Source organism: Mucilaginibacter sp. KACC 22773, assembly GCF_028736215.1.
Classification (GTDB): domain Bacteria; phylum Bacteroidota; class Bacteroidia; order Sphingobacteriales; family Sphingobacteriaceae; genus Mucilaginibacter.
In genome coordinates this window covers 2,656,030-2,674,565 of the sequence record NZ_CP117883.1, presented here as the reverse complement: position 1 = coordinate 2,674,565, position 18,536 = coordinate 2,656,030, and the positions used below count along the sequence as shown (strand labels likewise).

The 18,536-nt window shown below is 41.7% G+C and carries 17 protein-coding genes, 1 other RNA gene and 1 pseudogene; 13 read left to right on the top strand and 6 right to left on the bottom strand.

Annotation, left to right across the window (positions count from 1 at the left end; genetic code table 11):
• The first annotated feature begins 410 nt into the window (after window positions 1–410).
• Complete coding sequence (locus PQ469_RS11385) at window positions 411–2,108, top strand: cellulase family glycosylhydrolase (protein ID WP_274213074.1); 1,698 nt, start codon at window positions 411–413, stop codon at window positions 2,106–2,108.
• A gap of 331 nt (window positions 2,109–2,439) precedes the next feature.
• Here PQ469_RS11385 and PQ469_RS11380 read toward each other — a convergent pair whose 3' ends face one another.
• The 6 genes and pseudogenes from PQ469_RS11380 to PQ469_RS11355 form a co-directional block, all read right to left on the bottom strand.
• Window positions 2,440–2,580 (bottom strand): glycoside hydrolase family 97 C-terminal domain-containing protein, encoded by a 141-nt coding sequence (locus tag PQ469_RS11380; RefSeq protein WP_274213824.1) that lies wholly within the window; start codon window positions 2,578–2,580, stop codon window positions 2,440–2,442.
• Window positions 2,581–2,955: 375 nt separating this feature from the next.
• Window positions 2,956–3,293: pseudogene (locus PQ469_RS31440) on the bottom strand (glycoside hydrolase family 97 catalytic domain-containing protein); the annotation flags it as partial.
• Window positions 3,294–3,562: 269 nt separating this feature from the next.
• The gene (locus PQ469_RS11370) at window positions 3,563–3,715 is read right to left on the bottom strand and encodes a hypothetical protein (RefSeq protein WP_274213073.1); all 153 of its coding nucleotides are present in this window, start codon (window positions 3,713–3,715) and stop codon (window positions 3,563–3,565) included.
• 232 nt (window positions 3,716–3,947) lie between these two features.
• Window positions 3,948–4,316, bottom strand: a transfer-messenger RNA (tmRNA) gene (gene ssrA, locus PQ469_RS11365).
• A 127-nt stretch (window positions 4,317–4,443) separates the two neighbouring features.
• Window positions 4,444–5,385: an alpha/beta hydrolase gene (locus tag PQ469_RS11360; RefSeq protein WP_274213072.1), complete on the bottom strand. Its 942-nt coding sequence runs from the start codon at window positions 5,383–5,385 to the stop codon at window positions 4,444–4,446.
• A 4-nt stretch (window positions 5,386–5,389) separates the two neighbouring features.
• Entirely contained in the window at window positions 5,390–5,920 is a 531-nt protein-coding gene (locus tag PQ469_RS11355) for a hypothetical protein (RefSeq protein ID WP_274213071.1), read from the bottom strand.
• 195 nt (window positions 5,921–6,115) lie between these two features.
• Here PQ469_RS11355 and PQ469_RS11350 point away from each other — a divergent pair, with 195 nt between their 5' ends.
• The 12 genes from PQ469_RS11350 to PQ469_RS11295 all read left to right on the top strand — a co-directional run bounded on the left by PQ469_RS11350 (window position 6,116) and on the right by PQ469_RS11295 (window position 18,519).
• Window positions 6,116–6,577, top strand: a complete 462-nt coding sequence (locus PQ469_RS11350; protein ID WP_274213070.1) for a nuclear transport factor 2 family protein — start codon at window positions 6,116–6,118, stop codon at window positions 6,575–6,577.
• Window positions 6,578–6,933: 356 nt separating this feature from the next.
• Window positions 6,934–8,112: a sensor histidine kinase gene (locus tag PQ469_RS11345; RefSeq protein ID WP_274213069.1), complete on the top strand. Its 1,179-nt coding sequence runs from the start codon at window positions 6,934–6,936 to the stop codon at window positions 8,110–8,112.
• Between the two features lie 152 nt (window positions 8,113–8,264).
• Entirely contained in the window at window positions 8,265–8,960 is a 696-nt protein-coding gene (locus tag PQ469_RS11340; protein ID WP_090649985.1) for a LytR/AlgR family response regulator transcription factor, read from the top strand.
• A gap of 111 nt (window positions 8,961–9,071) precedes the next feature.
• Window positions 9,072–9,449, top strand: a complete 378-nt coding sequence (locus PQ469_RS11335; protein WP_090649982.1) for a response regulator — start codon at window positions 9,072–9,074, stop codon at window positions 9,447–9,449.
• A gap of 205 nt (window positions 9,450–9,654) precedes the next feature.
• Window positions 9,655–9,903, top strand: a complete 249-nt coding sequence (locus PQ469_RS11330) for a PqqD family protein (protein ID WP_274213068.1) — start codon at window positions 9,655–9,657, stop codon at window positions 9,901–9,903.
• Window positions 9,903–10,955, top strand: a complete 1,053-nt coding sequence (locus PQ469_RS11325; RefSeq protein ID WP_274213067.1) for an ATP-grasp domain-containing protein — start codon at window positions 9,903–9,905, stop codon at window positions 10,953–10,955. Before PQ469_RS11330 ends, PQ469_RS11325 begins: the two co-directional genes overlap by 1 nt.
• Before the next feature lie 10 nt (window positions 10,956–10,965).
• Window positions 10,966–12,321, top strand: coding sequence for a type III PLP-dependent enzyme domain-containing protein (locus tag PQ469_RS11320; protein ID WP_274213066.1), 1,356 nt, complete (start codon window positions 10,966–10,968; stop codon window positions 12,319–12,321).
• On the top strand, window positions 12,318–14,477 hold the full coding sequence (locus PQ469_RS11315; RefSeq protein WP_274213065.1) for an urea transporter: 2,160 nt from the start codon (window positions 12,318–12,320) through the stop codon (window positions 14,475–14,477). Before PQ469_RS11320 ends, PQ469_RS11315 begins: the two co-directional genes overlap by 4 nt.
• On the top strand, window positions 14,459–15,643 hold the full coding sequence (locus tag PQ469_RS11310; protein ID WP_274213064.1) for a tetratricopeptide repeat protein: 1,185 nt from the start codon (window positions 14,459–14,461) through the stop codon (window positions 15,641–15,643). The genes PQ469_RS11315 and PQ469_RS11310 overlap by 19 nt, the downstream gene beginning before the upstream one ends.
• Window positions 15,631–16,251, top strand: coding sequence for a tetratricopeptide repeat protein (locus PQ469_RS11305; RefSeq protein WP_274213063.1), 621 nt, complete (start codon window positions 15,631–15,633; stop codon window positions 16,249–16,251). Before PQ469_RS11310 ends, PQ469_RS11305 begins: the two co-directional genes overlap by 13 nt.
• A gap of 145 nt (window positions 16,252–16,396) precedes the next feature.
• On the top strand, window positions 16,397–17,479 hold the full coding sequence (locus tag PQ469_RS11300) for a hypothetical protein (protein WP_274213062.1): 1,083 nt from the start codon (window positions 16,397–16,399) through the stop codon (window positions 17,477–17,479).
• 134 nt (window positions 17,480–17,613) lie between these two features.
• Window positions 17,614–18,519 (top strand): PepSY-like domain-containing protein, encoded by a 906-nt coding sequence (locus PQ469_RS11295; RefSeq protein ID WP_274213061.1) that lies wholly within the window; start codon window positions 17,614–17,616, stop codon window positions 18,517–18,519.
• Window positions 18,520–18,536: the final 17 nt, after the last annotated feature.

Below are 18,536 nucleotides of genomic sequence, written 5' to 3'. Positions count from 1 at the left end.
CTGTTAACAATTCAAATATTGCTAAATAAAATATACCTGTTATTCCAACGGCTGCGTTTTGTTGACTTTGATTGTATTGTTTTCATTAATTGTCTACCTGCTTCGGAAAAACAAGATTTAACCAATTAAACAAATAAACCGGTTCGGCCCCGTTTTATCCTATCGAAAAATGAAACTACTGTTAAACTCTGCCTTATGCGGAATGTCAACTGCTTTATTATTAGCTTTCTTAATACCCTACTGGCTGAAGGTATTTATAAATACAACTATTTATAACACTATCCATATAAACCGTAAAGGCAAAACGATATATATCCTTGCTTTACCTGGCTGTTTAACACTTTCAGATGCAATTAACCAATTTATTAATAGCGGCAAATTTATATGCCGCCCAGTTTAACCATTTTTTTATGAAGAACACTTTAAGTTATTTTTTATGCATTCTCGCAATTCCGGCATTTACAAGGTGCACGAAGCAAAAAAACGTTTCTCCTGATGTTATGCCGCTCGTTAAAACAAGCACCAAAAAGCTGACCGCCACCAGCTATCCCAGTTATAATATTTCGCCGCTTCAGCCCGATCAAACCGGTGTTGCAAGTACGGCAACTCAGCTTGCTGCAAAGTTCCAGTTAGGTTGGAATATTGGCAACACACTGGAGGCAACAGGCGGCGAAACCGCATGGGGCAATCCTACAGTAACCCAGGCGCTTATTGATCAGGTTAAAAGAAGTGGTTTCACCGCGGTGCGTATCCCTTGCAGTTGGGACCAGTTTGCTAACGCAACCACGGCTCAAATTCAGCAAACATGGCTCGACAGGGTGAAGCAGGTTGTTCAGTACTGCGTTAACGACGGTTTGTACGTAATATTAAATATACACTGGGACGGCGGATGGCTGGAGAACAATTGCACTACCAGCGCACAGGCCGCCGTTAACGCCAAACAAAAGGCTTTTTGGGAGCAGATTGCTACTCAAATGCGTGGTTTTGACGAACATGTTATTTTTGCGAGCGCCAACGAACCCGCCGTATCAGATGCTACAGGGATGGGAGTGCTGCTTTCTTATCATCAAACGTTTGTAAACGCAGTAAGATCGACAGGCGGGCACAATAGCTACCGGGTGCTGCTTATCCAAGGGCCATCTACAAGTATCGACTACTCAAATACTTTAATGAATACCCTTCCCACCGATCCGGCCTCCAATCGCCTGATGGTTGAAGTGCACTATTACACTCCCTTTAATTTTGCCGGTTTAAGCGCGGATGCAAACTGGGGTAATATGTTTTATTATTGGGGTAATGGATACCACTCTACAACCGATGCTTCACGAAATGCCACCTGGGGCGAAGAGTCGGATGCCACTGCAGAGTTTCCGAAGATGAAAACAAAGTTCATTGACAAGGGCATTCCGGTTATATTGGGAGAATATGGAGCTATCCGCAGGCTGCAAACGCTTTCGGGAGATGCATTAACATTACATGAGGCCGGCAGGGCTTACTATATTAATTATATAACACACCAGGCTTTGCAATACGGCTTGCGCCCATTTTATTTTGATGATGGCTCGACGGGGAATAATGCATTCAGAATTATTAACAGGCAAACTAACGGAGTTGCCGATCAGCAAGGTTTAGCCGCTGCAGTACAAGGCGCGCAAAACGGTACATCCTCAACCATCCAGGTTGGACAGGTTTACCAGATTTATAACAGGAACAGTTTTAAAGCTTTGGAGTTTGCCGGCTGGGGTACTGCAAATCAAACACTGGCCGACCAATGGGATTATTTAGCCGGTGCAAACCAGCAATTTAAAATAGAAGATGCCGGAGGAGGTTACTATCGGTTAACCCCGATGCATGCCACCGGAAAATGCTTGGAAATGTATGGCTGGAATACCAGTAATGGTGGGCAGGTGGATTTATGGGACTACAACGCCGGTGCAAACCAAAAATGGTCAATTCAGATAACCGACAACGGATATTATAAAATCATCAACGCAAATAGCGGAAAGGCATTGGATGTTGCAGAATCTTCGCTCAATAACGGCGGCGCACTTGACCAATGGACCTATTCCGGAGGCCGTAATCAACAATGGGGATTTGTGAAAATATAAGATAAATACAAAGCGATCAATTAAGTTATTTCACCAATCGCCAAAAATCTCTAATGCCTCTGTTTTAAATGAGGTATTAGAGATTCTTTTAATGTTAGATGCTGATGCTGTAATTGGTTGGACTAAAAAATGGTCTGAAATAAAGATTAAAACAGGCGGTTACCGGATGTTTTAAAAGTGCCCTGCGTTTCATTATATGTTATTTTTTACTTAAGTGCGATTGAGTTTTCCTGGCCGATTACTCCTGCGAAGCCGCCTCTGGGCAGGCATTGGATCTGGAGTGTATTTGACTTTTTTATTTTCCCGGTTTCGCTTGTAATTGACTTTGTATCTATTCCGTCTTTGAATATTTGGAAAGAATAGCTCGAAGTCCTAAAAAGTTAAAATTAAGATTAAGTGTTTGCGGAGTGTCTTTCCCGTTAAGCCCGGCAACATACCAAAGTTTGCCTTTTCTTCGGGCAATAACAACCATTTCGTCGGGATAGCAGTTAATAAGCTTCGTTTCATCCCAGGTTGTTGGAAATTCCATTAGAAATTTACAGCGGGCTTCAGCTAAATCATAACAGGCAGAAGACCTGTCTGCAAAATGCTGCAATCCGGATTCAAATACTACTGCCCAAGCCAACTCATGGGCAAAGGAAGTTTTATACTCATGCTGCGAGTTGGAAAATGTCACCGGTGTATAATCCATCGAGCCTACTATATTCCGTGTAAACGGAAGAGTTGCATTATGCGCAGCGGCCTTATCGGTTAAAATACCATTGTTGTTATACCATTCTACACCGTACGCCGCTTCGGTATTCATTAAATTAGGGTAGGTACGCGCCCAGCCACCGGGTAAGGTAGTTACATGAAAGTTAACCAAAAGATGGTATTTTGCTACATCTTCCAGAATGTCGATATAATATTGCATCATATCCTGCTGGTCTCCCGCAAAAAGTCGGCCTTGATACCCGATACGCCAACCTCTCTCAGCCAGGAAAACTCCTTTGCTCTTTTCTCGGGTGTTAACAGCCTATCTGAAGGACTTGCGTCAAGCCAATCGGTACCCGAGTTACACCATAAAAGCGTTTTGATGCCCTTGCTCTTTGCATAACTCAAAGCATCCTTTACAGTCCCAGCGTTTGACATTATGTCCCATTCCCAGTCAATAAGTACATACGGCCAATTCATTTTTGCAGCCATGGCAATGTATTCAATCACCTTCTGATAATCCTTTGAACCGTGGTTGTTTTCCCAATATACCCAAGCCACGCTACCTTGCTCAATCCATTTCGTGTCCTTAAAAGCGGCAGATTCGCTAACATCAGTGATCAACGTACTTTCTAACAGATCAGCCAGTCCGCCCACTACCATCACATGCCATTGCGATCGTATCTTTGATCCTCACTTCGACATCATTAAGTACCAGGTTTAATTTGTAGACCGACTAGGCTTTCCCTTTGGCTCTTTTTTCATTTGGATTCCAGAGCTTGGACTGAATTTTGATCGGTTGCCAATTCAGCACGCCGGCCATTACAGGTGATTCGTACATAAACCGGAACTTTTTCTTCTTTTGAATTCGTTCTCTTTTTCAGATAAAAGAAAACAGCTACATTTTTGATCATAAAAAGCTGTTAAAAAGTTAAACAAATTTACCTTTACAGCATAATTCTCACAAGATGACAACTCACTTAATATATTGTTTGTCAATTAGTTACAATCTTACTGGTGAGCACTTGTTTTAAAATTACGTGGTCACCAAAATGATCGTTCAACAGTGAGCAAATGACACCAAAATGCAACAAAAAACCCCTCAAACGTAGCGTTTGAAGGGTTTTAGCGGTGTTGATACCATTTTCGTGGAGCCGGAGGGATTCGAACCCTCGTCCAAACATGGTATAAGGTAAGCTTTCTACATGCTTAGCTTCTGTTTAATTGTCGGGAACAGGAAGGTCAGTCGCTTACCTGTACCGTGTTCCGTAGATGCTTTATCTCGCTTGCTTATCACACCCTAAGCAGGCCAGTTTCATTTGTCGATGCCCCTGATGCCGATCCAATGAAACGCAGAACCGGCGGGACAAAAGCTATGCTAATTCTAAATTAGGCAGCTAAGGCGTAGTTATTTTCGCCATTTGTAAGTTTGAGCGTTCAGATTAAAGCGCTAATTCACCCAACGCGCTGCATGCTTACCTACTTATCTCCATCCTGTCAATTCCGGTCGACCCCATTTTTGAGTTCGCAATTTGCCGGTGTGCAGTATTGCAGTTAAGAGTGCAAAGATAGTTAAAAAGTTTGCAATTTATATGCATATGTAAACAGGTTACACAAAAGGCTAACTGTAAATACCGGAATTTTAATGTATTATCGTATTGGCTATATCAGTGAAGGCATCCGTTTGGTTTTTCACATCCTGCGTTGTCGGCGCGGGATCGCGAAGCGCAAGGCGGGTAAAAACGTGCAGGCTGGAATTTACCAGTTGTACATTTATTTTTGCCCCAGTGCTTGTTTTTGTGCCGAGGTATATCAAAACCGCACTTACCCGGTCGGCCGTATCATCTTTATCGGCTTTAAATACTTTTAAGGTACAATTGGCTGGCAGTGTAACACCGTCCTGTAATTGCTTACGCACTATGTTAATTACATTGTTTAACTGCTGTAACGATTCGTATGGCCTGTAATGAAAGTAATACTTTTCCTCGCCCGCAGAATTATCAACGGTAGTGTACCCAATAACCGGCCCCAGCGGGTCTACAAGCGATAAAGTTTTATTGGCCGGGATAATAATGGGATCGACCATGAAAACGTGCCTGGGCTTAATGTGGTTATTGAAATAACCATCTGCCAGCATTTCCAATATCAGGGTTGCCCCTGTTGATGAGCCGGCAAGGCTGATATTTGTATAGCCTTCCTGCTCCAGCTTACTATATTCGTCCATTATTGGCTGCTTCCATATTTGCCAGGTAGCGCTTTTAAAGTTGGCATAATCTAAACCATGGCCCCCCAGTAATACTTGTGAGATAGCAAAATCTGTACGACCGCCAGCCCAGGTCCTGAATTCATTCCATTCAAAAGTAGTGGCACTATAGCCGTGTACAACGATGATAACCGGTTTTTTAGCTTCATCCGGCGTTGGATTGGGCTTTGCAGCCGATACAAGATAATTTGCGGGCGTATAAAACGATGGATCGTAAAGTTCACTGCTGCCACCCAGCATATCCGGTATAAATTTAGGGTCCTTTTTGCAGGCCGGAAATAATAATACGGCAGATAATATAATGAGTATAATTTTCTTCATGGCGTTACAGCTTTGCTATATTATAAGTGACACTTAACTGGTAAAACACAGGGTACAATGTACCCGCGCCCGATGTACCGTTGCCTGTAATAGCGTTGTAACCAAGCGAAAGGTTTACTTTAACAGGAAGTTTGAATTGATATGATATGCCACCATCAACCGAAGCGATGGCCGAGGTGTGTGGTAAACCATCAAATATTGGCGAGCCATAATCGGCCGTGAAATAGCCCAGGTTTCCGCTAAAAAACGGCTGAAGCGCGTGTGCGGGTCGGAATTTATAAGTGCCGGATGCAAATAGATTGTCTTGCTTTATAGCATTTGTGCCCCAGGCAGTGCCCAACCTGCTGGTTACATAGGTTACGCCCAATGCCCAGCGCCGGGTGAGGTTGTATTGGCCGGTTATCCCGTTTTCATAGTAAAGGCCTATGCTTTTTTGAAAGCGCATTCCTACATCAAAACTGTGTACCTGGGCCTCTGCCGGTTTGCAAAATGCAAAAATATGAGCAGCAATAAACAGGGGTAATATTTTTCTCATTGTGATAAGATTTTCAGCAAGTTATGTAATTATTTACTACCGCCAACGATTTGACAGCATAAAGCGTAAAAACACTCATGTCCATGACGTTTAACTACCCGGACATTAACCTGGTTAGCTTCAAAACTTACCTGCTGCTCCTTTTAAACAGCAAAGTATTTAAAAATCAATATATTTAACCATCAATTATAAATCATGAAAAAAGCGGGCTTATTATTCGTTTTGGCACTTTTGCTTAGTTCTCACTCGTTTGGCCAGGATCAAAAAGCTATGTTATACAGCAAAGAGCCTCAGCTTGCCAAAAACAAGAAACTGGTTTATGATTTCTGGCGGGAGGTGCTTGAGGGCGGGCATCTTGACCTTGCCGCAAAATACCTGCTACCTACCTACATTCAGCATAACCCCAATGTACCAACTGGGCGGCAAGGTTTTATTAATTTCTTTTCCAAATTTGCCAAACCATCAACTATAAATGCAACTGTTAAAGCGCCGCTGATCTCGATAGTTGCCGAAGGTAATTTGGTTATACTTAGCTTTAAAGATGAACATCCCGATCCGAAGGTGAAAGGCAAAAAATATATTACCACCTGGTTTGATATGCTACGTATCGAAAACGGCAAAATAGCCGAACACTGGGATAGTGCGCTTAAAGAGTAATATATTTCTTTAAGGGCTTCTCCCCCGCTTGTGTTTATATAAGCCTTTTCTATTTCGTTAGCGCCTTTTTTAATCATTCATCTATACAAAACCACGGTTCACCGATAAACGGTTGCCCCTTGCCCTGCCATTTATCACCTTTGAACCAGTAACCGGGATATCGGGACATCTCCCGGCTATTGTGTTCTGTTTTTTTTCATAAGGTTGCAAGCGCCCCGCGGTTAATTCCGGGGCGCTTATTTAACCCCGCAGAACCACCCAGATGAAAAACAAATGATCAACTGAGTTTAACTATTTTAACATGGTCGGTAATTGGCATTGCAACGGCTGCTATATTTAATAAATTTTTTAACCAGATGATCGTTTCTAAAAAAGCCACTAATATATTCATTCATGCAGCCGGTTGGCTGGTATTTTTTGGCTTCCCGTTGTTATTCATGAACCGTACGCAGCAAAGCAGCAGCAGCACATATAACGTTATTCTATCGCCTTATTATTGGTTGTTTTGTCTTACCTATATTTTCATGTTTTACTTTAATGCCTGGTACCTGGTGCCACGGTTTGTCTTCCATAAAAAATATGTGGTTTACGGGCTTATCGTTTTACTACTATCGGGCTGCGTATACTTTTTGCAACCGTTTGATAACCTGCTTTTACATAACTTAGTTAAAGAAAAACAAAGCACTGCGGCCCCTATCGGACCACAACTGATACCGGGCGCCGACAGCGGCACCGTCAACCCAAAAAATCTGCCGTTCGGGCCACTGCCTCATGAGGATTTACGGATGCAAGACCCAAGCCTGAAAAAACCATCCAACCAAATTATTTTAATCCATCAATCGGGCAATATAGATATGGTAGGCCTGTTCATTTTTATCATTGTAATAGGTTTGGGCATAGCTATGAGTACGGTACAAAAATGGCAGCTTACAGAGCAGATGGTGATCAGGGCCGAAGCCGAGAAAACCCATGCCGAGCTATCTTTCCTCAAGGCGCAAATCAATCCCCATTTTTTGTTCAATACGCTCAATAATATCTATGCCTTATCGGTAACGGATAGTGAACATACCTCAGAAAGCATCATGAAACTATCCAACATAATGCGCTATGTAACAGATGAGGTGACCGAAGATTTTGTATTGCTGCAAAGCGAGATAGATTGTATTAACGATTACATTGATTTGCAAAAGCTGCGCTTAGGAAAAAAAACCAAGTTGGATTTTAACTTTTACGGCGATATGGCACAAAAAAAAGTACCGCCATTGGTATTGATGACCTTCATTGAAAACGTGTTTAAATACGGCGTAAGCAAGCACGAAGCTTCGGTAATCAGCATAAATATAAAAGTAACCGAGGATAAAATATTGTTCACCTGCGAGAATACCATATTTGATAACCGCCCTGCGAGCAGCCGCAAGGGCATCGGCATTACCAATACAAGGCAGCGGTTACAACATATTTACCCGGGCAGGCACAGGCTAAACATTAGCCAGGAAGCCGCAATGTTTAGGGTTGAGCTGGAAATTGACGCTTAAGTCATAAGTACATAGTCGGAAGTCACAAGTCGAAATCTGTCTTTTCAGAACTTAGAGCTTAAGACTAACACTCATTTTACATTGACAAGACACTAAAAGCTTTCTGCTTTGCGCATTCAGCTTTTAGCTTTTAGCTTTAAATAAATATCATTATGCAGTTAAAATGTGTAGCCATTGATGATGAGCCGCTGGCGCTGGAGATCATCAAAAAATATGTATCAAATTATCCATCCCTGAAGATGGTAAATACTTTTGAAGACGCCATTTCGGGTGCCGAGTACCTAAAAAGGAACCCGGTAGATGTGCTGTTTGTGGATATTAATATGCCCGATATTACCGGGGTTGACCTGGTACGTTCACTGGACGAGAAGCCGATGATTATATTTACCACCGCCTATAAAAAATTTGCGTTTGAAGGTTTTGAATTGGAGGCGTTGGATTACCTGCTGAAACCCATCAACAGCAACCGCTTTGGCGCAGCCGTGCATAAAGCCATTGATTATTACCAATTTAAGCATACCGACCATACCGCCGAGGATGAACACATTTATGTACATTCGGAATACCGGGTGATAAAAATCGGCATAAGGGATATTGAATACATAGAGAGTATGCAGGATTATATTAAAATCCACCTGCTCAGTGCCGAAAAGCCTATACTCACCTTGATGTCGTTAAAAAGCATGATCGAAAAAATACCGGCTACCCAGTTCATCCGCATCCACCGAAGTTTTGTGGTGGCAAAGGCTCAAATCAGGTCGATATACAACCGCAAGGTAAAATTGCGCAATATCGAACTTCCGGTAGGCACCAATTACGCCGATTTCATCAAAGACTGGTCTAAATGATTGCCTTTTAACCGGTTCATCGGCACATTGGGGGTATTAACCGACACATTGTTTTTAAACAGCGGCATTAAGGCGATTTTTATACTATAAACTTATTTAATCCCCTAACAGATGAAAACTACAGGCAGCAAAAAGAAGATCCTGATTTTAGATAAAAACAGCAGAATGTTATCTGTAATTGATGATATTATGTATTATGGCGATTTTGATGTACACCTTACTTATGATCCTAATGCCATTTATGATAAAGCGAAGGTGATACATCCAGATCTGATCATTTTAGATTATCTATTGCTGGATATGGATTGCGCGTTAGTTTGCCAGGATTTTAAGGACGATGAGCAATTGAGGCAGGTGCCCATAATTGTGGTTACAGCTTTCAAAAGCAAAAAGGCCGAGCTGGAATCATACAAATGCGATGCTTTATTTGTAAAACCATTGGATATGGAATTACTGGCATCGAGAATGGAGTATTTAATGGCGTCGTAGTTTGGTTGATTGAGTTGATTGAGTTGATTGAGTTGGATTGAGTTAACTGAGTTGGATTGAGTTAACTGAATTGGAGCAAGTTGATTATGTTGGATCAATCCAACCTAATCAACTAAATCAACCTAATCAACTAAACCACATATTGTAAAACCCACTTAAACCTGTTAAGTTTAGCCTTTATTATTTACCGTACCTGCAATTATAAATGAAAATTAAAAGTAACATAGCTACCAGCGAAAACGGGTTTATTTTTAACCCTGCAACCGGCGATTCTTTTTCGGGAAATACCATCGCTGCACTGCTGTTATTGGCTATGAAAAGTGGCAAAACAGAAAGTGAGATAAAGCAAGATATCCTGGACAGGTATAACGTAAGTGAGCGCCAGCTGGATCTGGACTGGGAAGACTGGATGGTACAGCTAAAGGAAGCAAACCTGCTTGAAACTGAACGATAATGCCAAACAAGTACAGTAACTTATGCATTGCAGTTACCGGCCTTAACGCTAATGACAACCCGGGGCCAGGGATGGCTGTTATCCGTTCATTAAGGGAAGCTTTTGGGGCAGGATTAAGAGTTATCGGCCTATCCTATGAGTCATTGGAGCCTGGGATTTATTTGCGGGAACATGTAAATAAAACCTATCAAATACCTTACCCAACAGAAGGTACCAGTGCGTTATTAGAAAGATTGGGGTATATCCATCAGCAGGAAAACCTGGATGTGATTATTCCTAATTTTGATTCGGAGCTGTTTAATTTTATAAAGGTAGCGCCGCAGTTACAGCAAATGAGCATTGCTACTTTACTGCCATCGCAACAACAACTGGCCCTGCGCGATAAGGTGAACTTAAAGGATTTTGGAACAAAAAACGGTTTTTACGTTCCTGCCGATCATAAAATATATCATGCCGACGACCTGAAAAAAACAGCTGATGAGTTTAACTTCCCGATGGTAATAAAAGGTAAATTTTATGATGCCTATGTGGTATATACTATGGACCAGGCCCTTAAAGCCTTTCATCAGCTTAATGCCACGTGGGGAGTACCGGTAATAGCACAGCAATACATAACCGGCACCGAAATAAATATAGCTGCGCTGGGCGATGGTAAAGGCAACAATACCAGCGTAGTGGCCATGCGGAAACTATATATTACCGATAAAGGTAAAGCATGGGCCGGAGTTACCATCAAGGAAGATAAGCTGATTGAACTGGCCGGCAATTTTGCTAAAGCAACCAACTGGAAAGGTGGTTACGAAATGGAGATCATGAGCAATGCCGAGGGGCATTTATATATATTAGAAATTAACCCGCGGTTTCCGGCATGGATTTATTTAACAGCCGCTGCCGGCCAAAACCAGCCCGAAGCTATGGTAAAAATGGCTTTGGGCGATGATGTTTTACCATACACCGATTACCAGGCTGGTAAGTTGTTTGTGCGGTATTCATGGGACCATATTGCCGATATCAGCGATTTTCAGCACATCTCGGTATTTGGCGAATTATAATTTGATTACAATGGAAAAGCTGAAATACGAAAAGCCATATATTAAAAAACTGCACGCCGGCGTGATGAACAAATTTGGCACGCGCACCGGCATACAGCCTGTTAAAAGCATCGAGGGTGTTCCTGTTAAAAGTTTGGTTGAGCAATACGGTTCGCCGGTTTTTGTATTATCAGAAAAACAGATCCGTAAAAATTATCGTTCGGCCTATCGCGCTTTTAGTACCCGTTACCCCAAGGTGCAATTTGCATGGAGTTATAAAACCAATTACCTGAATGCCGTTTGCCAGGTATTTCACCAGGAAGGCAGCTGGGCCGAAGTTGTATCCGGTTTTGAATATCAAAAAGCATTAGGTAACGGCGTGCCGGGCAGCAAGATTATTTTTAACGGGCCTGGCAAATCAAATGACGAATTACAACTGGCTATTGAAAACGACTCGCTTATCCATATAGATCATTTTGAAGAGCTTAACCAGTTACTCGCATTAAGCAACAACCTGGCCAACAAGCCACGCGTTGCCATCCGCGTAAATATGGATACCGGCGTATACCCGCTTTGGGACCGTTTTGGTTTTAATTATGAAAACGGCGAAGCGTGGACAGCCTTATCAAAGGTAATTGATTCGGGCAAGCTACAGCTGGCCGGGTTACATTGCCACATAGGCACCTATATGCTTACAACAGCAGCCTACGGCATTGCGGCAACTAAATTATGTGATTTGGCTATGCGCTGCCAAACGCAACTGGGTCATAAAATAGAATATATTGATATGGGTGGTGGTTTCCCATCAACCAATACTTTAAAAGGCGCCTATTTACCCGGAAATGATACGGTGCCTTCCGTTGACGATTTTGCCGAGGCTATTACATCGATAATGCTCAATTTTGGCTTTGCAAATGACGATTTACCTTTACTTATACTGGAAAGCGGCAGGTTATTGATAGACGACGCCGGTTACCTGCTGGGCACGGTAATAGCCAATAAACGCTTAAGTAATGGTAAAAGGGCTGCCATTATGAATTTTGGCGTAAATATTTTATTCACCTCGTTTTGGTATGAACACCAGATAAGCCCGGCCCAGGACTTTGCGCCGCATACAGAAAATATGGTGGTTTACGGGCCGCTGTGCATGAATATTGATGTAATAAGGGAAAGCATTAACCTGCCCTTGCTTAACCCGGGAGATAACGTGGTAGTACACAAGGTTGGCGCCTACAACATGACGCAGTGGATGCAGTTTATTACGCTTAGGCCTGCTGTGGTTTTAATAGATGAACAACAGCGTACCCACCTTATCCGCAGCAACGAAACACTTGGATATACAGAAGGGCCCGAGCTTATGCCCGAACATTTAAAAGCCAGCAAGTGAAGCAAATTACAGCATTTATAAAATCGGTAGTTAGTTCCTATTCGGTACTGTTTTTTTCGCAGAACCAGATATTAGGGATCATCTTGCTGTTTGTTTCTTTTTTCAATCCTGTATCCGGCTTTGCGGGGTTGGGCTGTGTTGTTTTTTCGTTAATAGTATGCAGGTTGCTAAAGTTTGATGGAGACAACCTGCAACTGGGTATTTATAGTTTTAATTGCCTTTTGTTAGGCATTGCCTTCGGCGCATTTTACAATGTAAATGTTATGTTTTTGCTGTGGCTTTTTGTTGCGTGCTGTGCTGTAATCGTGGCCACAATCATTATCTCCACGCGGTTAGGTACGCAGGGGTTGCCCATGTTATCGCTGCCATTTGTGCTTGTGTTTTGGCTGGTGCTGCTGGCGTCTAATAGTATTTTCGCTATGGGCCTGCAACAAAAAGACAGCTACCTGTTAGAGGAGATTTATGCCGGCCCGGGCAACCATATGGCAGGCATCGAGGGTTACCTGGCTACGGAATTGCCGCAATTTGTAAGTCTTTTCTTCCGCTCATTAAGTGCCGTGCTATTTCAGCATAATATCATCGCGGGGATGCTTATCAGTGTAGGGATGCTTGTTCATTCGCGTATTGCTTTTAGCTTACTCATCATCAGCTTTGTATGCGCAATTGGCATCAACGGGCTCACGCATACTTACCCCGAGGGAATTAGCTATTATCATTTAGGAGCCAATTTCATGATGGCGGCAGTAGCCACTGGAAGTTTTTTTACAATCCCCTCCCTCCGCTCCTATTTGCTGGCAATTTTGAGTATTCCAATGGGTTTTCTTATCATTAATGGCTTAACAGGTTTTATGTCGGTACACGCCTTGCCGGTATTTTCGCTTCCATTTTGCATCGTCAATATCAGCCTCTTATATTTTTTAAAGCTGCGACATACCAGCGGCAAATTACAATTGGTTGTTTTCCAGCACTATTCGCCGGAAAGGAACCTTTACCAGTTTTTAAACCAGGAGGAGCGGCTAAACGATCTTAAATATTACAAGCTGAACCTGCCGTTTATGGGGTATTGGACGGTGTCACAGGGATACAATGGCAACATAACACACAAAGGAGACTGGGGCCAGGCGCTGGATTTTGTGATCAGCGATGATGAGCATAACACATTTCAGTATCCGGGTACCTTGCCCGAACATTTTTATTGCTTTAACAAACCTGTTTTGGCTTGCGGCCCCGGCGTTGTTGAACAGGTTGTAAACAATATAGAAGATAACGCCATAGGCAAAGAAAACCTTAAAGAAAACTGGGGAAACACCGTGGTGATCCGTCATGCAGCAGACTTCTATTCCAAAGTATCCCACCTCAAAAAAAATTCAGTAAAAGTTAAGCCCGGTGATGTTGTAAAAACCGGCGATTTACTTGGTTTGTGCGGCAATTCGGGGCGGTCCCCCGAACCACATCTGCACTTTCAAGTGCAAGCTACGCCATATATCGGGTCAAGGACGTTGAGTTATCCCATATCCCACTATATTAGTCGGGCTGAAAATAAAAACAGATTAATAAGCCATACGATACCTGCAGAAGGCGAGCTTGTTGGCAATCCTGAAATTGACACCCAAATTAAAAAGGCATTTGATTTTCAACCAGGATATATTGCAAGCCTTGTATCGGAAAATGGTATTGCCGAAGATTGGGAGGTTTTTAAGGATGCGTTGGGCCAATCATACATTTATAGCAAAACAACAGGTGCCGTTGCTTATTTTATTAACAACGGCGTTATGTTTTATTTTACCAGTTTTTACGGTAGTAAGAAATCGCTGCTTTATAACTTTTACCTGGCGGCATACAAAGTTGTTTTTAGCAATAACGAAGGGATGCCAATAACCGACAAATTACCGCTTAACGAAACAGTCAATAAGTTTTTACTTCGGCTGCAAGACGTTATTGCACCATTTTACAGGTTTATTAATATTAATTACAATAACTACAATCTGGTTAATAAAAATGGAGTAAGCATCACGTCTAAAATTCATACTGAAATAGCAGGTAAAAAAAACGAGGAAGCTGAGTTAAGCGTTTATGTAGATCATGGCAATCTGATTTCTTTCAGCATCAATTCAAATGGTAAAAACATTACAGCAAAATGGGGTACAAAAAACTAATACTGATTTTTACTTTATTTGTTGCGTTGGCCGCTAAAGCGCAGGATAATAGATTTGCCGTGGCAGATAGTACTGCTGAACAACTGTACAATGCCGGCGATTGGAAACAAATGATCGTATTTGGCAACAAAACTATTGCGGATAGCGTTGATTTCCCAGGCCTGCGTTTTAAACTTGGATATGCTTACATGATAACCGGAAACTATAAGGCAGCTATCGAACACTTTGACCAGGTATTAAGTAATGATTCGGCCATTTTTACCGCGCGCCTGTATGCTTATTACTGCAATACTTATTTAAACAACGACCTTGGGGCATCGTATAACGCCGGTAAACTGGATACGGCAACCAGGCGCGCGCTCAAACTTTCTCCATTTGGATTGATAGATTCAGAACTGGAAAGCGGCATAAAACTGCCCAACAATAGCCAGCGCGATAATGGCTTTTTTGAACGTGTTGGGTTAAGTAACCGCCTGTCGTGGCGTTTGCAGTTAGACCAGTCGTTCATGTTTTTCAGTCAAAACATATTCAGATCATTATTTGACGACAAGGATGCCGACAAATATCTATCGGGCAAAACAGACAGGCAAACAGAATATTTTGTTAGGGCACAATTTGGTATTAGCCCGCACGTAAAGGTTATTGGATCGTATCATTACATTTACACTACTTACCGGGGCAGCATAAACAATAGTAATTTAGGTTTATTGGGAATAAAATACAACGGCCGTTTTGTTGACTTACAGGCAGATGTTAATTTTGGCCGATTGATAAACAAAACATTAAAACAATATAATACCAGGCTAAATTTTTATCCGTTGGGCAATCTTAATTTATATACAACAAGTAGGGCATCGGTATTAAACTTAAGCGGAACCAACAGTTTTATATACAACCAGGCATTGGGCTTTAAAGCATTTAACAAAACCTGGCTTGAAACATCGGTAACTTTTGGCAACCAGGACGATTATTTGGATGCTGATGGCCTTTACGTATATAATTCTATCGACCCAACAAAATTTAAATGTGGGGAAACCGTTTTTTACCAGTTAAACACCCACGCCCTGTTGAATTTAAACTATATTTATGAAAAGAAGACGGATATTTACCGCTCTGTAAACTATAACCAGAATTCTGTTACGTTAGGTATAATATGGAAATTTTAAAAAAAACGTTTATAGCAGTATTTTTAATATTATTTGCAGTACAGCTACAGGCCCAAACCAACGCCGTGCTGCAAAAAGCATTTCGTAATAGCTATGTAGATGAACAGAATAAGAATTATACGGCTGCTATAAACGATATTTACCCTTATCTGAGCGACAATAGTTACGAGGTAAATATCCGCTTAGGCTGGCTGCATTATCTAAACAAAAACTATACAGCTTCGCAAGCTTACTATCAAAAAGCCATCAGCATAAAACCTGTTGCTATTGAACCTAAGTTTGGCTTTGTAAAACCCCTGTCGTTTTTACAAAGCTGGGATAAGGTACTTGAACAATACCTGGCTATTTTAAAAATAGACCCGCAAAACACGCAAGCTAACTATTGGGCAGGGGTAATTTATTATAACCGTAAACAATATGATTCCGCTGTAAGGTGTTTTCGGGTAGTTGTAACCCTTTACCCTTTTGACTATGATGGCAACCACATGCTGGGCTGGAGCACGTTGATGGCCGGAAAAAAAACCGAGGCTAAGCCATTTTTTGAACGCGCGCTGGTTATTAAGCCTGCCGATGCTTCAAGCACCGATGGTTTAAACCGTTGTAATTAATCGGTACAATATGGTCGTTTATCGATTTACTATAATTTTTGTCGGGCCGGCATTATACTTTTGATTGATTTTGAAGCGTTTTGTAATCTCGTTGTATAAATCATTAGCCAACCATTAACGCACTATTACCGTATATAAGTTATAAATGAAAATAAAATATTTACTTTTAAAAATGCAGCTTATTGGCTGTCTTTTAATAATTATAACTTTTAGTTCCTGCAAAAAAGATAAAACAAGTGCCGTTGTAAACGCGACGCCGGTAACAATTGGGTTATACGAATATGCCAGCGGCGTTGATAAGAGGTTATTAGTTCCCATTACAAAAATAGGCACGCAAACTGTAAACTACGGAACCATATTTGATACTGGGTCACCGGGAATGACTTTGGATGCTAACGGTATTTTGCCGGCATCGATGATAACATCTGCGGGTATCACAGTAACAGGCGACTCAATTGTGGTAAGCGGTATCACCGTAACTTCAAAAACATCGACCATCAGCTTTGGGGATGCAACAGGTACCACAATAGAATACGGAAATTTAGCTTATGCCAACGTTACCGTTGGAAATTCATTAGGAAGCCTGGAATTAAAACGGGTTCCATTTTTTTTATATTACAAAATAAAAGACAGCAAGGGTAACATATATCCCGCCCATTCGGCAGACGTTTTTGGGGTGGGCACCGGAACAAGCAGCACAAATACCAATATATCGAGCCCTTTAAAATCCTATTCTTACGGTACCGGCCTAACCAGCGGCTTTAAACTGGCAACATTAAGCAGCACCTCGTTCCTGGGCACGCCTACGTATGTTTCCAACTTGCTTACTATTGGATTAACCAGTGCTGACTTATCGTCGGCCGGGTTTATTATGCACCCATTATTGCCAAAATATAGTTACAATCCATACATCGAAGGAACGTTAACTTATAACAATAAAACCATCGATGCTATATTTTTATTTGATACAGGTACGCCGTCGGTGAGCACTATCGAAGACAAGCTTGCGGTCGCCGCTGTTTCTTTGCCAACCAATACAACAGTTACTTTAAAAACCAACCAGGGTTTTACTTATACCTACGTTACATCAAGCACGGGTAATCTTACGCAAGTAGCAAACCCTAATACTACACAAGATTACCGCACCATTTTCAGCCTCGACTTTTTTATAAAAAACGAGTATCTGACAAATTACGCAAGTCGTATTATTGGGTTAAAGAATAATTAACAGCAAAATTCATTCGTCGATAAATAACTGCGTTTTATCGACACATCGTTGCCTGTCAAATCCATCACTGGTAATTTTAAATAACAATCCCGATAACTATATCGGGTACCATTTATTAATCAAAATCAATCCAGATGAAAACGAAAATTACTTATTCATGGGTGTTGGTGCTGGCCGTTATCTTCGGTTTGGCTTCTTGCCAAAAAGAAAGCGGCACTAAAACAACTACTACCACGACTACAACTTCTTCTACCATTGCATCAACAGGCGCTATTGCCATTAGCCTGGCATCGGGTACAACCGACTCGGTTTATATGGTTGGCTGCTTTGGCCATCATGACAAAAAAGACTCAATAGCATTTAGCACATTACCAACAGCCATAGGCACTTACCTTACAGCAAATTACAGCGGTTACACGTTTAAAAAGGCGTATGCTATTACCGATAGTGCCAAAACTGTTATCAACTACATTGTTGTAATTAAATATAACAGTGCGCTGGTTGGCCTTAAATTTACTGCCGCCGGTGTATTTGTAAGTACACTTGAGCAACGCGACGGTAATGATTTAAAGGGCCAGGGATGGCACCGTGGCGGGCCGTTTGATAACCGGGATGGCAAACACCGTGATACCATAGCACTAACTGCCTTACCAGCTGCAGTAACCAGCTACTTTAAAGCCACTTATCCAACAGATACTTTATTGCATGCATCTATTACGCCAGATAGCGCATACGCATTAGTAAGCAAAAACAATGGCCTCTTTATAACAATTATTAAGGCAACAGGAACGTTAATAAAACGCATACAAATTGATAAACACGTTGGCGCTCACGTTGCAGTTACCGCAGCAAACCTGCCAGCTGCCATCACAACCTATTTAACAACCACTTATCCCGGTTATGTTTTTGATAAAGCTTTTTCACATAGTGTAAGCGGTGTCATTAAAGGATATGATGTAGAAATCACCTCCAACAGTACCAAGTATGTAGTTGTATTTGATGCTACGGGCACCTTTGTAAAAGCCTTCGCTGTTCATTAAAAACTTCCCTATTAAAT